This is a genomic window from Flavobacterium sp. (genome assembly GCF_039595935.1).
GTDB lineage: Bacteria > Bacteroidota > Bacteroidia > Flavobacteriales > Flavobacteriaceae > Flavobacterium.
In genome coordinates this window covers 2,502,021-2,515,701 of the sequence record NZ_JBCNKR010000006.1, presented here as the reverse complement: position 1 = coordinate 2,515,701, position 13,681 = coordinate 2,502,021, and the positions used below count along the sequence as shown (strand labels likewise).

At 32.7% G+C, this 13,681-nt stretch carries 15 protein-coding genes; 11 read left to right on the top strand and 4 right to left on the bottom strand.

Annotated elements, in window-relative coordinates; translation table 11 throughout:
• Window positions 1-5 precede the first annotated feature (5 nt).
• From ABDW27_RS20635 to ABDW27_RS20625, 3 genes are all read left to right on the top strand, one after another.
• Window positions 6-854: a sulfurtransferase gene (locus tag ABDW27_RS20635; protein WP_343697617.1), complete on the top strand. Its 849-nt coding sequence runs from the start codon at window positions 6-8 to the stop codon at window positions 852-854.
• Window positions 855-945: 91 nt separating this feature from the next.
• The gene (locus ABDW27_RS20630) at window positions 946-2,172 is read left to right on the top strand and encodes an ATP-binding cassette domain-containing protein (RefSeq protein WP_343697616.1); all 1,227 of its coding nucleotides are present in this window, start codon (window positions 946-948) and stop codon (window positions 2,170-2,172) included.
• Between the two features lie 265 nt (window positions 2,173-2,437).
• The gene (locus ABDW27_RS20625; RefSeq protein WP_343697615.1) at window positions 2,438-2,920 is read left to right on the top strand and encodes a hypothetical protein; all 483 of its coding nucleotides are present in this window, start codon (window positions 2,438-2,440) and stop codon (window positions 2,918-2,920) included.
• Window positions 2,921-2,969: 49 nt separating this feature from the next.
• Here the strand turns inward: ABDW27_RS20625 and ABDW27_RS20620 are convergent, their stop codons facing one another.
• Together ABDW27_RS20620 and ABDW27_RS20615 are read right to left on the bottom strand one after the other, a co-directional pair.
• Window positions 2,970-4,016 carry an RluA family pseudouridine synthase gene (locus ABDW27_RS20620; protein WP_343697614.1) on the bottom strand — a complete coding sequence of 349 codons (1,047 nt, stop codon included), beginning with the start codon at window positions 4,014-4,016 and terminating at the stop codon, window positions 2,970-2,972.
• Window positions 4,003-4,623, bottom strand: a complete 621-nt coding sequence (locus ABDW27_RS20615) for a PASTA domain-containing protein (protein WP_343697613.1) — start codon at window positions 4,621-4,623, stop codon at window positions 4,003-4,005. The genes ABDW27_RS20620 and ABDW27_RS20615 overlap by 14 nt, the downstream gene beginning before the upstream one ends.
• A 362-nt stretch (window positions 4,624-4,985) precedes the next feature.
• On the opposite strand from ABDW27_RS20615, the gene ABDW27_RS20610 reads away from it, so the two are divergent.
• The 5 genes from ABDW27_RS20610 to ABDW27_RS20590 all read left to right on the top strand — a co-directional run bounded on the left by ABDW27_RS20610 (window position 4,986) and on the right by ABDW27_RS20590 (window position 8,573).
• Complete coding sequence (locus ABDW27_RS20610; RefSeq protein ID WP_343697612.1) at window positions 4,986-5,957, top strand: D-alanine--D-alanine ligase; 972 nt, start codon at window positions 4,986-4,988, stop codon at window positions 5,955-5,957.
• A 148-nt stretch (window positions 5,958-6,105) separates the two neighbouring features.
• Complete coding sequence (locus ABDW27_RS20605) at window positions 6,106-6,798, top strand: YetF domain-containing protein (RefSeq protein WP_343697611.1); 693 nt, start codon at window positions 6,106-6,108, stop codon at window positions 6,796-6,798.
• A gap of 59 nt (window positions 6,799-6,857) precedes the next feature.
• Window positions 6,858-7,316: a pantetheine-phosphate adenylyltransferase gene (coaD, locus tag ABDW27_RS20600; protein WP_343697610.1), complete on the top strand. Its 459-nt coding sequence runs from the start codon at window positions 6,858-6,860 to the stop codon at window positions 7,314-7,316.
• Window positions 7,317-7,339: 23 nt separating this feature from the next.
• Complete coding sequence (locus tag ABDW27_RS20595) at window positions 7,340-7,912, top strand: hypothetical protein (protein ID WP_343697609.1); 573 nt, start codon at window positions 7,340-7,342, stop codon at window positions 7,910-7,912.
• Window positions 7,913-7,994: 82 nt separating this feature from the next.
• Window positions 7,995-8,573, top strand: a complete 579-nt coding sequence (locus tag ABDW27_RS20590; RefSeq protein ID WP_343697608.1) for a PhnA domain-containing protein — start codon at window positions 7,995-7,997, stop codon at window positions 8,571-8,573.
• A 194-nt stretch (window positions 8,574-8,767) separates the two neighbouring features.
• Here the strand turns inward: ABDW27_RS20590 and ABDW27_RS20585 are convergent, their stop codons facing one another.
• The gene (locus ABDW27_RS20585; protein WP_073414050.1) at window positions 8,768-9,214 is read right to left on the bottom strand and encodes a hypothetical protein; all 447 of its coding nucleotides are present in this window, start codon (window positions 9,212-9,214) and stop codon (window positions 8,768-8,770) included.
• 176 nt (window positions 9,215-9,390) lie between these two features.
• Window positions 9,391-10,752, bottom strand: a complete 1,362-nt coding sequence (locus tag ABDW27_RS20580; protein WP_343697607.1) for a DEAD/DEAH box helicase — start codon at window positions 10,750-10,752, stop codon at window positions 9,391-9,393.
• A gap of 302 nt (window positions 10,753-11,054) precedes the next feature.
• Here ABDW27_RS20580 and ABDW27_RS20575 point away from each other — a divergent pair, with 302 nt between their 5' ends.
• From ABDW27_RS20575 to ABDW27_RS20565, 3 genes are all read left to right on the top strand, one after another.
• On the top strand, window positions 11,055-12,782 hold the full coding sequence (locus tag ABDW27_RS20575) for a M14 family metallopeptidase (protein ID WP_343697606.1): 1,728 nt from the start codon (window positions 11,055-11,057) through the stop codon (window positions 12,780-12,782).
• Between the two features lie 159 nt (window positions 12,783-12,941).
• The gene (locus ABDW27_RS20570; protein WP_343697605.1) at window positions 12,942-13,283 is read left to right on the top strand and encodes a cyclic-phosphate processing receiver domain-containing protein; all 342 of its coding nucleotides are present in this window, start codon (window positions 12,942-12,944) and stop codon (window positions 13,281-13,283) included.
• Window positions 13,284-13,309: 26 nt separating this feature from the next.
• On the top strand, window positions 13,310-13,678 hold the full coding sequence (locus ABDW27_RS20565) for a hypothetical protein (protein WP_343697604.1): 369 nt from the start codon (window positions 13,310-13,312) through the stop codon (window positions 13,676-13,678).
• Window positions 13,679-13,681 lie beyond the last annotated feature (3 nt).

The following is a 13,681-nucleotide window of genomic DNA, read 5'->3' as shown; positions in this document are numbered from 1 at the left end:
TTAAAATGTCTAAACTTTCTCCCATCATAAACGTTGAAGATTTATTAAAATTAAATCCTTTAGAAATTATTCTAATTGATGCCAGAGCCGGAATTAATGCTGAGGAAAACTATAAAGCAGAACATTTAAAAGGCGCCCGCTATGTTGATTTAAACAAAGATTTGGCAACAGTTGAAGATCCTGCAAATGGTGGAAGACATCCACTGCCTTCGCTTTCTAAATTTTCTGAAGTGCTTTCAAAACTGGGAATTTCTCCTTCTTCACATATTGTAATTTATGATGATAAAAACGGATCAAATGCAGCGGCGAGATTTTGGTGGATGCTAAGATCAGCTGGACATGAAAAAGTTCAGGTTTTAAACGGAGGTTTACAAGAAGCTGTAAAAGCAGGCTTTTCAATAAGTTCTGAAAAAGAAAATTTTGAAACTACAGAAAAATATCCAATTTCTGAATGGAAATTAAAAACGGCTGATATAGAAGAAGTTGAAAAAGCCCGAAATAATAGTGATAATATTGTAATTGATGTAAGAGATAAAAATCGTTTTGACGGACTCACTGAACCTTTAGATTTAATAGCAGGACATATTCCCGGAGCTGTAAATGTTCCTTTTAGTGAAAATCTGGATGAAAATGGCCTTTTTAAATCTTCTAAAATTTTAAACGATAAATATTCAGAAGTATTAAAAGATAAATCGTCAGAAAACACAATTGTACATTGCGGTTCAGGAGTTACAGCATGTCACACTTTATTGGCAATGGATTATGCCGGAATTGAAATTCCAAAACTATACGTAGGTTCATGGAGTGAATGGTCCAGAAACGACCGCGAAATGGCGACCAAAAAATCAGAATAAAATTATATTTTTTTGCTACTTCCTTTAAAATGATTATTTCTTTTAACCCTTTAATCTGTGGCAAAAACAACAAATATTTAAAATACAAAAAATGCAACACTGGGACATATTATTATCTAACCAGGTAAACAAAAAAGCTTTTATAGACAACATACTTAATGGAGAAGCAGAAGGAGAATTAGCCATTTTTAATACTCAAAAAGGAATTTTGTTCTCTGACATAGCAATCGAAAAATTCATCGAAAAAGAATACCAATACGACAGCGTAGAAGCTTCTCCTGAATCACACCGACAATTACGCACCTTTTCATCTGGTGAACGTAAAAAAGAATTTTTAAAATACTGCATCAATCAAAAACCGGATTTTATCATTTTTGATAATCCTTTTGATCATTTAGATCAGGCTTCAAGAGTTATTTTAGCCGATTCACTTAAAGATTTAACGAATGATATTGCGATAATTCAACTCTTAAATCGTGTTGTTGATGTTTTGGAATTTGTTCCGAATAAAGCACTGATTAAAGACAATACTTTTGAATTACATCCGATTTCAAAAAACGAAAATCATTTTAAAACATTAAATACTTCTGCAGTTCCAAAAGCTTTAGAGCCGCATTCTTTTCACGAAAGTGAATTAATCAAACTCGAAAATGTTTCGGTTAGTTACGACGAAAGAAAAATTCTGAACAATATTTCATGGACTATCAAACAAGGCGAATTTTGGCAGTTAATCGGTCCAAACGGTTCCGGAAAAAGTACCATTTTATCTTTAATAACAGGAGATAATCCAAAAGGATTTGGTCAGGATTTATATTTATTTGGAAGAAAAAAAGGAACCGGAGAAAGTGTTTGGGAAATCAAAAAACAAATTGGTATTTATACTACTTCGATGATGGATTTGTTTCAAAAAGGCCACACGCTGGAGCAAATGATACTATCCGGATTCTTCGATCAAATCGGACTTTATACAGAACCCACAACGCATCAAAAAAATATCGTTTCGCAATGGCTTGAAGTAATCGAAATGACGCATTTAAGAAAAAAACGTTTCATCGATTTAACATTAGGTCAGCAAAGAGTTGGCTTGATTGTACGTGCCGTATTAAAACATCCGCCGTTATTGATTTTAGACGAACCGGTAGAAGGCTTAGATGACGAAAATGTAGATTTGGTAATTCAGTTGATTAATACCATAAAACAACAAACAAACGTTACAATTTTATATGTTTCACATCGAATTGAACAAGGGCTCGCTCCTACTTCGGTTTTTGAACTTTTACCATCTAAAGCTGGTTCAACAGGACAAATAAAAAGTTAATTTTAAACCATTAAGATATTAAGTTAATTAAGAATGTTGTACTTAATTTTCTTTTTAAGAATATTAAGCTTTCTGCCAACTTAACTTAATTAACTTAATATCTTAATGGTAAAAAACTGGACAAATATTAAACGTAAAGTATATCTGTAGAGACGCACTGCTGTGCGTCTACGCAACGAATATACTTTTACCATAGGAAACTGGTTCAACAGGACAAATAAAATATCATTCGGAGTTTGAGTTAAGGAAATATAAAAATCGGTAAATGAAGCAATACAGCATTAAACAGAATGGAAACAGCGAAATAACTGTTTCATTTGATTTAAACAAATCATCCTTAATTTTTCCAGTGCTTTTCACTAGTTCTATAGCCATTATAGTTCTTACGCAAATAAATATTCAAACTTTACAAAATCAATGGCTGTCATTATTGTTTAGCTGGGTAGTTATTGGTTGCATTGTATTTAAGGATTATTTTGAATGGTACAAAAACAGAAATCACGTAATCACCATAAAAGATGAAGATTTATATATCAACAATAAGTTTCGCTGTCAGCTTTATAAATTAAAATCAGTAAATATCTGCTATATAAATTCGTATAATTTAGGCTGGATGGTTTATCTTGATATATTTCCCGATTCATCTCATGATTATACCATTAAACAAAGATTACACGAGAAGGAAGCTAATGAAGTTGCTAAAGCGATTTCAATATTTCTCAACAGAAATATTAAAATTGAATCATAAAAAAAGCTCCAAATTGGAGCTTTTTTTATATAAGTGAATAATAATCTAATTAATTTTCCTCTTCCGTATTATGCGATTTCACATAATTACGCCATTTCTCAATACATTCTTTAAAATCGTCTGGCAGTTCAGTATCAAAACGCATCATTTCGCCTGTATTTGGGTGAACAAAACCAAGTGTTTTAGCATGTAAGGCCTGACGAGGCAAAGCTTTAAAACAATTTTCGATAAACTGTTTGTATTTTGTAAACGTTGTTCCTTTTAAAATCAAATGACCACCGTAACGTTCGTCATTAAATAACGGATGACCAATATGTTTCATGTGCGCACGAATTTGGTGCGTTCTTCCTGTTTCCAATTTACACGAAATAAGAGTCACATAACCAAAACGTTCCAAAACTTTATAATGCGTAATAGCAGGTTTACCAATTTCAGGATCATCAAAAACTGCCATTTGCATGCGGTCTTTTAAATGTCTTGCTAGGTTTCCTTCAATTGTACCGCTATCTGCAGCGACATTTCCCCAAACAAGAGCAATATACTCACGTTCAGTAGTTTTAGCCTCAAATTGTTTTGCTAAATGCGTCATAGCCGCTTCTGTTTTGGCAACAACCAAAAGTCCGGAAGTATCTTTATCAATTCGGTGAACCAAACCAGGACGCTCACTGCTGTTCATTGGCAGATTATCAAAATGATGCGCCAAAGCATTTACAAGAGTTCCTGTATAGTTTCCGTGTCCCGGATGCACAACCATTCCCGGCTCTTTATTAATCAACAAAAGAGCATCATCTTCATACACAATATTCAACGGAATATCTTCAGGAAGAATGTGGTTTTCAAACGGAGGATGCGACAACATAATCGTGATCACATCAAAAGGTTTTACTTTATAATTTGATTTTACCGGAATATCATTTACAAAAATATTTCCGTCCGTTGCTGCATTCTGAATTTTATTTCGTGTAGCATTCGGAATCAAATACATTAAATATTTGTCAATACGCAAAAACGCCTGACCTTTTGGAACTTCAAATCTGTAATGCTCAAATAATTCGTCTTCCAGATCTAAGTTTTCTTCAATATTATTGTTGTTCATCTTGTGGGGTTTCTACAGGCACTGCAGTACTGTCTGCCTGGCTGTCATCTACATAACTTGCTTTTCCGTCACCTAAAACCAAATCAATTTTAGACGCTTTCAAAACGCGGTCTCCTACTTTTAAATTTCTGCCTTTATAACGCATTTCAAGAACCATATCTTTTCCAAGATTCGGGATATAAGTAATCGTTCCCGGCTCAAGTCCTAAAGCTTTCAAAGTTGGAACCGCTTCACGATATGTTTTTTCAATTAAATCAGGAATCTTAACAGAAGAAAATCCCGATGAGTTAATTTTAATATATATTTTTCTTCCAACTTTAACCTTAGTACCAGGCAGCGGATCCTGCTCTACAACGCTATATTTTGGAAATTCACTTCTATAATCAACACTATCCAAAAGCACATAATCTAAGTCAAGCTCATCTAATTTTTCTTCAACTTGTTCTTCAGTCAGTCTGGCCAAATTTGGCACTGCAATTTCATGTCCGTGATCAGTTGTAAAAGTCAACCAATGCATAAACAAATACCCTAAAACTGCGATAATTCCTGCTGCACTTAATACTTGTAAAAAAAATACTCGGCTAGTTAAATACTTACGTAAACTCATAAATTTATTTTTAGTTGACGCAAAGATAAAGTATTTCATTTCAAAAAAAATGATAATTTTGTTTAAAACAAGAAAGCCGCTGACTGTCATCCTGAGCGAAGTCGAAGGAAGGAGCTATTTCCTGCTGTCCGCTGTATCTTTTGCGCCGAACCCCGGCACAAAAGGATGCCGCTCCCATCAGGGCTAGGGCATTCAGTTTCAAAAGAAGATTTTGTTTTTTATTAAAACAACGACAATATTGTCAGACTGAGCGAAGTCGAAGTCCCGCATGCTGCATCACTTTGCGTAGACTTCGACTTCGCTCAGTCTGACAAGCAAAACGATTAAACAAATTAACGATTAAACAAATAAACAAAAAGTCAATGAAAAACATTGCCATCATCATGGGCGGATATTCAAGCGAATATAAAATCTCGCTTATCAGCGGAAACGTTGTGTACCAATATCTTGACAAAACAAAATACAACGGATTCCGAATTCATATTTTTAAAGAAAAATGGGTTTATGTAGACGCAGACGACGCCGAATTTCCAATTGACAGAAATGATTTTTCTGTAACAGTAAATGGTGAAAAAATCAAATTTGACTGCATTTTCAATGCCATTCATGGAACTCCTGGCGAAGATGGATTAATGCAGGCTTATTTTGAATTATTAGGTATTCCTCAGTCATCATGCGATTATTACCAATCGGCATTGACTTTCAATAAAAGAGATTTGTTATCAGTTTTAAAACCATACGGAATCAAAACGGCAATTTCTTATTATCTAAATAAGGGTGATATAATTAATACTCAGGAAATCATTGCAAAAGTTGGTTTACCTTGTTTTGTAAAACCAAACAAAGCAGGTTCAAGTTTTGGAATTTCAAAAGTAAAAACAGAAGCTGAACTCCCAATTGCAATTGAAGTTGCTTACAAAGAAGATAACGAAATCATAATCGAAAGTTTCCTTGACGGAACCGAAGTTTCTGTCGGCGTAATTAATTACAAAGGAGAAGTAATCGTTTTACCAATTACAGAAATTGTTTCAGATAATGATTTCTTCGATTACGAAGCCAAATACGAAGGAAAATCACAGGAAATAACACCAGCCAGAATCTCTGACGAATTAACAAAAAAAGTGGGAGAAACTGCAAAACGTGCTTACGAAGTTTTAAAAATGAAAGGGTTCTCAAGAAGCGAATTCATCATTGTTGACAATGAGCCTTATATGCTTGAAATGAACACAATTCCAGGTTTAACTACAGAAAGTTTAATTCCGCAGCAGGCAAAAGCAGCCGGAATTTCTCTGGAAGATTTATTTACAAATGCTATTGAGTTAGCTTTAGCTTAAAGATACTAAGGTTCTGAGATTCTAAGTTACTAAGATTTCAGAACCTTATTTTTTAAATTTATACAACTATGAGGCTAAGCGAAATCGAAGTCCCTTCCAAAAAGAAAACCTTTGCCTCTCTGAACCTTTGAACCTCTAAAAAAAAAAAATGAAAGAAATCTTCGAATGGAATAGATTATTTTACAACAACCTGCCTGAAACCTTTATTCTGGAGGTAATCTTCCGCTCGACGGTAATGTTCACTATTTTATTGCTGACATTAAAACTGGCAGGCAAAAGAGGCGTAAAACAATTATCGATTTTCGAAACCGTAATTATCATTGCTTTAGGTTCTGCGGCAGGCGATCCGATGTTTTATGAAGATGTTGGAATAATTCCAGCTGCAATAGTTTTTTCTACTATAATTATTTTGTATCGCACCGTAACCTGGCTTACAGGAAAAAGCAAAAAATTTGAAGAATTTATTGAAGGCAGAACCGAATGTTTAATCAATGACGGAAAATTTTCTGTTTCAACTTTTAGAAAAGAAAGTTTAGCTCAGGATGAATTTTTTGCAGAATTGCGTATCAAATCAATAGAACATTTAGGTCAGGTAAAACATGCATTTATTGAAACCAGCGGTGAAATAAGTGTTTTTTATTATGAAGATAAAGATGTTGGATATGGATTACCTATTTTACCATCATTATTCTACACAAAAAGTAAATTCATTCCATCTGACGGTATTTACTCCTGCTCTTTCTGTGGACATACAGAAGAACAAAAAACGGGAACAGCAAATTGTAAGGTGTGCAAAAAAGACGAATGGGTAGAAGCAATCAACACAAAAAGAATAACTTAATTTCAAAAAACTCTGCGCCTTTGTGCCTTTGCAGCTTTGAATCTTAAAAAGAAAATGAAATGCGAAAAGCAATATTTCCGGGATCATTTGATCCAATTACACTTGGACACGAAGATATTATCAGAAGAGGAATTCCTTTATTTGATGAAATCATAATTGCTATTGGTGTTAATGCCGAAAAAAAATACATGTTTTCATTAGAAGAAAGAAAACGTTTTATTGAAGAAACTTTCAAAGATGAACCAAAAATCTCTGTAATCACTTACGAAGGTTTAACAATTGATTTGGCAAAAAAAGAAAAAGCAAATTTTATACTTAGAGGTCTGCGCAATCCAGCCGATTTCGAGTTCGAAAAAGCTATTGCACATACAAATAGAAAACTTTCTAAAATTGAAACTGTATTTTTATTAACCGCAGCAAAAACATCTTTTATCAGCTCTAGTATTGTTCGTGATGTATTGCGAAATGGCGGTGAATATGAAATGCTGGTTCCGGATGCTGTTAGAATAAAAAAATAAAAATAACCCCAACTCATTAATTTATGACATTAACAAAAACAATTATCTCCTTTTTACTACTAATCTTCTGTAACATTACTTTTGGTCAAAAATATTTCGGACAAATTGTAACCCCAAAAAATGATACTTTAAGTGTTGAAATAAAATTTGATGCATCTTTTAATGTAAACCGATTAATTGGTTTACAGGACAAAATTACCGTTATCGAAAATGGAGTTACTAAAACTTATCTGCCAAAAGATTTAAAAAGTTTTAAAATTAGATTAGAAAAAGAAATAATTCCTTTTGAAAGCGTTGATGAAACAACTTTTGCACAAATTTTATATTCTAATAAAATAAAACTCTATAAAGTTTTAAATAAAATATCGCATAGCCATATAATAAGAATATATGTCATTAAAAAAGCAGATAAAAATTATGCAAAAATGCCAGCAATGGGGTTGAGTCGATTAATTACTAAAAATGATATGCTGCCTGCAATTGAAGATTGTAAAACTTCTTATGATAAAATTAATAACGACGAAATTAAAATTAAAGACGAAGAGGTATTAATAGAATTCATTAAAGATTACGAAACTAATTGTTTTTCAAAATAAAACATAAAAAACATAAAAAACACAAACTTGCAATCAATGCAAATTATAAGTAATTTCGCATTTTTAAAATAAACAAACAATAATGAGTATCGAAAGAGAATTGAGCAAACGAAGCGGATCTAAATGCGAACTTTGTAATGCCGAAGAAAACCTAAAAGTATATCAGGTACTGCCAACAAAAAAAGGCGGTATTGATGAAGCAATATTAGCATGTAACACTTGTATTGACCAAATTGAAAATCCAGATAATGTCGATTTAAACCACTGGAGATGTCTTAATGACAGCATGTGGAATGAAAATATACCGGTTCAGGTTGTTGCATGGAGAATGTTAAGCCGTTTACGTTCTGCAGGATGGCCGCAGGAATTACTTGATATGATGTATTTAGATGAAGATACTCTGGCATGGGCACAAGCTACTGGCGAAGGTGAAGATGACGAAAACAAACTAGTTCATAAAGACAGTAACGGTGTTATTTTGCAGCACGGAGATTCTGTAGTTTTAATAAAAGATTTAAAAGTAAAAGGATCTAGCATGGTTGCCAAACAAGGAACTGCTGTTAGAAACATTCGTCTTGACCACGAAAACGCCGAATACATTGAAGGAAAAGTAGATGGCCAGCAAATTGTGATTATTACGCAGTATGTGAAGAAAATTTAATTTCTAAGGTTCAGAGTGCAAAGATACAAAGGCACAAAGTTCCAAACCTTTGCTTACTTTGTCAATCTTAAAATTTGAACCTAAAAACAAAAAAGCTGTTCTAAATAGAACAGCTTTTTTTATGATAATATAAAAAGATAAAGAACTTAAACTTTGTCCCTTTGTCTCTCTGTATCTTTGAACCTTAAAGAAATTTATTTTTGGAATAATTTGCTGATTTGATCTTTTACAAATGGCTCAGAAACACTGTTTGTAGCCGCATCTCTGTCTTTGCTTGAAACCATAAACTGAACTGTAGCTTTGTCCGGAACAACATTTCCTGTGTAATGTAACCAGATGTAGTTGTTTGGCAATTCTAATTTAATATCATATAACGGAGTTGCAGTGAAACCGCCCATGATAATATTGTAAAGGTTTGTATAATCGTTATTAACGTTTTTAAAAGAAAATTTTCTTAACGGAGAAGAATCATCATCATTTAAGATACTAGTGTAGTACACTGTATACTCGTCTCCAATTTTCTGAATGTAGTTGTTATTTACTTTTCCTAATTTCTCTACAGGAACTGTTTCAATAACTTTAATTTGTGCAAACGAAACAAAACTAAATAACAAAATGGCAATGGTAATAATCTTTTTCATAGTGGATTTGGGGTTTACAATTTTACTGCAACAAAAAAACACAGAAATATTGAAAAAACAGCTATCAAATCATTATTTTTTTACACAAAATTGTTAATCTTCTTCAATAATTCATAAAAAACTGACATCCAGAAAGATAAATCAAAACATAACCCTCTACAGCTATCTCAAAAAACCTAAAATTTCTTATTTTTTTCTTCTTCTTTCTTTATAACATTTCGGGCAACTTCAATTTTAAACTTTTTACCCTTCATTTTTTCATCTCTAATGTTCTTAAGAAGGTCTTTTACTTTCCCAAATTTCACAGCTGCAAATGAAACAAAATCTTTTACTTCTATAAGTCCTAAATCATCTTTTTCAAGTTTTCCTTTTTGAGAAAAGAAACCCACAATATCAAACTTATTCAATTTCGTCTTTTTCCCCCCGCTAATATAAATTGTTTGAAACTCGGGAGGCTTTGGCAGACTTTTAATATCTTTTACATCCAGAACTTCCATATTATAATCAATATAATCAAGTTCTTTTTCGCTTTCGTGTACAATAATATAAGCCGTACCGGTTGCCTGCATACGCGCTGTACGACCGTTACGATGCGTAAATTCGTCTTCTTTTAAAGGCAGATGATAATGAATAACGTGTTTCATTTCAGGAATATCCAATCCGCGGGCAGCAAGATCAGTCGTGATGAGGTAACTTACACTTCCGTTTCTAAACTGAATCAAAGCACGTTCACGTTCATCCTGATCCATTCCGCCGTGATAATAAACTGAATAAATTCCTTTTTCGTTTAAAGTATCGCTGATACGTTCAGCAGCATCTCTGTGATTACAAAAAATAATAGCCGACTGTGATTTTAAAGAGCAAATCAAATTAAATAAACTCTCCAGTTTATCTTTAGAAGGAGAAAGAATCATTTTCATCGAAAGATTAGCCTTCTCTTCTTCTTCAGGAATAAAATCTAAAACCGTTGGGTTTATAACTCGTGTATATTTCGGAATTTCAATATCAGATGTAGCTGATACTAAAACTCTTTTATTCACTTTCGGTAATCTTCCAATGATAAAAGACATTTGTTCGTGAAACCCAAGCTGAAGCGATTTATCAAACTCATCAAGAATTAAAGTCTGAATTTTATCGGTTCTAAAAGTTTCCCTGTCAATATGATCGGCGATTCTTCCTGGCGTTCCAATTAAAACGGCCGGAGGATTACTTAAATTCTTGATTTCAGTATCAATTGAGTGTCCGCCGTAACAAATATTTACTTTGTACTGCGTTCCCATTTTCTTCCAAACCTGTTCAATCTGAAGTCCCAATTCTCGTGAAGGAACCAAAATTAAACATTGAACCGATAAAATTTCCGGCTGCAATAATTCTAAAACAGGAAGTAAAAACGCTAAGGTTTTTCCAGATCCCGTTGGAGAAAGTAACAAAACGTTGTTGTCGTTTAGAATTAAATCTTTTGCAGTTTCCTGCATTTCGTTTAGGTTTTTAATTCCTAAATTCGAAAGTATATCGTTGGAATGGTGTTTTTTATTCATTTTGCAAAAGTAGAGAAAATAGTTGGCAGTGTACAGTTTTTAGTATTCAGTTTGCTATACTTTGTCTGTAATTTTTTAACGCAAAGTGCACTAAGTTTTTTTTTCCAGTTAAGCATTATAATAATGCAAAGTTCACAAAGCTTTATCCACAAAGCTTTGCGAACTTTTTGTTTTTTAAAACCTTGAATATAAAAAAGATCTTTGCGCACTTTGCGTTAAAAAACACAAAGTACATCAAACTCGAAACCTGAAACTTGAAACAAAAAAAACTTATATTTGATTCGCATTAATTAAACCAAACCATGAAACTTTTTACCATTCTCTTTTCACTTTTCACAATAACAATCGCTGCTCAAAACAATAAAAAATACGATACCTTTTTTGAGAAAGGAAACGGCAATCAATCGGCTTCTTATCAAGAAACTATTGCTTATTTTAAAATGCTGGCGAATGATTTTCCAACCATTCAGATGAAAGAAATGGGATTAACAGATTCGGGTGAACCTTTACACATGATTACTTTCAATCCTGATAAGGAATTTGATTTTGATAAAATACAAAAAACAAAAGCGGTTCTTTTTGTCAATAACGGAATCCATGCCGGAGAACCAGACGGAATCGACGCCACAATGCAGTTTTACAGAGATTTAGCAATTGGAAAAATAAAAGCGCCAAAAAATACCGTTTTGGTTATCATTCCGGTTTATAATATCGGCGGTGCTTTAAACCGAAATTCGACAACACGCGCCAATCAAGATGGACCTGAAATTTACGGTTTTAGAGGAAATGCGAGAAACTACGATTTGAATCGTGATTTAATGAAATCAGATACTCGAAATACAAAGAGTTTTGTAGAGATTTTCCAAAAAATAAACGCTGATGTTTTTATTGACAATCACGTAAGTAACGGCTCTGATTATCAATACAAACTGACATATATCATGACAGAACACAATAAACTGGGAAAAGTTTTGGGTGATTTTATGAATGATGAAATGATGCCGGCTTTGGTAAAAGATCTTCAGAAAAAGAAAATCGAAACGACGCCTTATGTCGATTCTTTTAAAGATACTCCAGACAAAGGTTTTGGACAGTTTGTCGATAGTCCGCGATATACAACGGGTTACACTTCCCTATTTAATACAATTGGTTTTGTGGTTGAAACGCACATGCTGAAAAAATATGCCGAACGTGTAAAAATGACCTACGAATACATGAAATCGACTTTGGATTTTACCGATGCGAATTACCAAAAAATAAAAGATTTAAGAGTAAAAAATCTTGAACAATATCAGCCTAAAAAATCTTATACTTTAAAATGGGAATTAGACAGCACAAAAGCCACAACTTTTTCATTTTTAGGATATGAAGCGGGTTACAAAAAAAGCGAAGCCACAACTGGAAACCGTTTATATTACGACCGAAGCAAACCGTATAAAAAAGATGTTCCCTATATTAAAGAATTCAAATCACAAAAAGAAGTTGTTATTCCTTCTGCTTATATCATTCCACGTGGTTACTGGAATATAATTGAACTTTTGAAAAACAATAATATCTCGTTTAAACAAATTCAAAACGATACGATTATAGAAGTTGAAAGTTATCGAATTGCCGATTTTAAAACGGTTCCTTCTGCTTACGAAGGACATTATTTGCATAGAAATACAACGGTGACTTCTAAAATAGTTAAAATGGCTTTCGCCAAAGGAGATTACATCGTGCCAACCAGCCAAAAAGGCGTAAAATATCTTGTAGAAGCTTTTGAACCAGAAGGTGTTGATTCGTTCTTTAATTGGAATTTCTTTGATCCTATTTTACAGCAAAAAGAACATTATTCTGAATATATTTTTGAAGATACAGCGGCACAACTTTTAAAAGAAAATCCTTCTCTAAAAACTGAATTAGAAACTAAAAAACAAAACGATCCTGCTTTTGCTAAAAATCCAGAAGCCCAATTGGATTGGCTTTATAAGCATTCTGTTTATTATGAAAAGGCACATATGCAGTATCCTGTTTATCGAGTGCTTTAGTTTTTTTATTGTGTAGTTTTTTTAACGCAAAGTGCGCTAAGATTTTTTTCTTTTGAGGATTTTTAAAAAGTTAAGATCGTAAAGCTTTACGCATAGAACTTTGTCAAAGTTTAAAACTTTGACAAAGTTGAATCTCAAAGATTTTTTACATTAAAAATTATGAAATACAAACTCTTTCTTGACGATATTCGTGATGTAAATATGGTTTACAAAAAACTAACTAATGATGATTTTGTTGTAGTTAGAAATTTCGACGATTTTAAAAAAGTAATTATTGAAAAAGGATTGCCTGAATTAATTAGTTTTGATAATGATTTAGGTCTTGATGAAAATGATCAGATTGCGGAAGACGGTTATGCTTGTGCTAAATGGCTGGTTTATGAATCTGGATTAGATTTAAGAAATTTAAAATTTAATGTACATTCTGCTAATCCAGTTGCAAGTCAGCAAATTCAGGGCTTACTTGATAATTATATTAAGCATTTGAGAGCTAACAATTAAATACAACTAATAAAAGATTAAATGAAATGCCTAAAAAAGATATTATATGTTTAGCTTTCCTTTTTATATCAATGGGTTCACTCATTTTTTTCGGAAATAAATATCAGGATCAAAAAAAAGCTTTAATTGATAATAACAAATTTATTACAGTGGCAAAGGTTTTTGATATCAGTTATAGAAGAAGTTTTACAGATGCTAGATTTTATTTTTATTTTAATGGAGTAAAATATGAGTCTGGAAAACATATTGATAACTCCGGAAAAATGTATATTAATAAATACTACAAAGTTGAAATTGCGAGTATAAAGCCAGAGTATTCCCGTATTCTGTTAGATCATGAGGTTATTGATTCAATGGAAATTGTTAACGCTGGGTTTAATTATCTAACTGAGTAAGTT

Excerpts from the sequence above, each read along its gene's own strand:
- ABDW27_RS20635 (WP_343697617.1), top strand. The coding sequence starts at position 6 with ATGTCTAAACTTTCTCCCATCATAAACGTTGAAGATTTATTAAAATTA.
- ABDW27_RS20630 (WP_343697616.1), top strand. The coding sequence starts at position 946 with ATGCAACACTGGGACATATTATTATCTAACCAGGTAAACAAAAAAGCT.
- ABDW27_RS20625 (WP_343697615.1), top strand. The coding sequence starts at position 2,438 with ATGAAGCAATACAGCATTAAACAGAATGGAAACAGCGAAATAACTGTT.
- ABDW27_RS20620 (WP_343697614.1), bottom strand. The coding sequence starts at position 4,016 with ATGAACAACAATAATATTGAAGAAAACTTAGATCTGGAAGACGAATTA.
- ABDW27_RS20615 (WP_343697613.1), bottom strand. The coding sequence starts at position 4,623 with ATGAGTTTACGTAAGTATTTAACTAGCCGAGTATTTTTTTTACAAGTA.
- ABDW27_RS20610 (WP_343697612.1), top strand. The coding sequence starts at position 4,986 with ATGAAAAACATTGCCATCATCATGGGCGGATATTCAAGCGAATATAAA.
- ABDW27_RS20605 (WP_343697611.1), top strand. The coding sequence starts at position 6,106 with ATGAAAGAAATCTTCGAATGGAATAGATTATTTTACAACAACCTGCCT.
- coaD (WP_343697610.1), top strand. The coding sequence starts at position 6,858 with ATGCGAAAAGCAATATTTCCGGGATCATTTGATCCAATTACACTTGGA.
- ABDW27_RS20595 (WP_343697609.1), top strand. The coding sequence starts at position 7,340 with ATGACATTAACAAAAACAATTATCTCCTTTTTACTACTAATCTTCTGT.
- ABDW27_RS20590 (WP_343697608.1), top strand. The coding sequence starts at position 7,995 with ATGAGTATCGAAAGAGAATTGAGCAAACGAAGCGGATCTAAATGCGAA.
- ABDW27_RS20585 (WP_073414050.1), bottom strand. The coding sequence starts at position 9,214 with ATGAAAAAGATTATTACCATTGCCATTTTGTTATTTAGTTTTGTTTCG.
- ABDW27_RS20580 (WP_343697607.1), bottom strand. The coding sequence starts at position 10,752 with ATGAATAAAAAACACCATTCCAACGATATACTTTCGAATTTAGGAATT.
- ABDW27_RS20575 (WP_343697606.1), top strand. The coding sequence starts at position 11,055 with ATGAAACTTTTTACCATTCTCTTTTCACTTTTCACAATAACAATCGCT.
- ABDW27_RS20570 (WP_343697605.1), top strand. The coding sequence starts at position 12,942 with ATGAAATACAAACTCTTTCTTGACGATATTCGTGATGTAAATATGGTT.
- ABDW27_RS20565 (WP_343697604.1), top strand. The coding sequence starts at position 13,310 with ATGCCTAAAAAAGATATTATATGTTTAGCTTTCCTTTTTATATCAATG.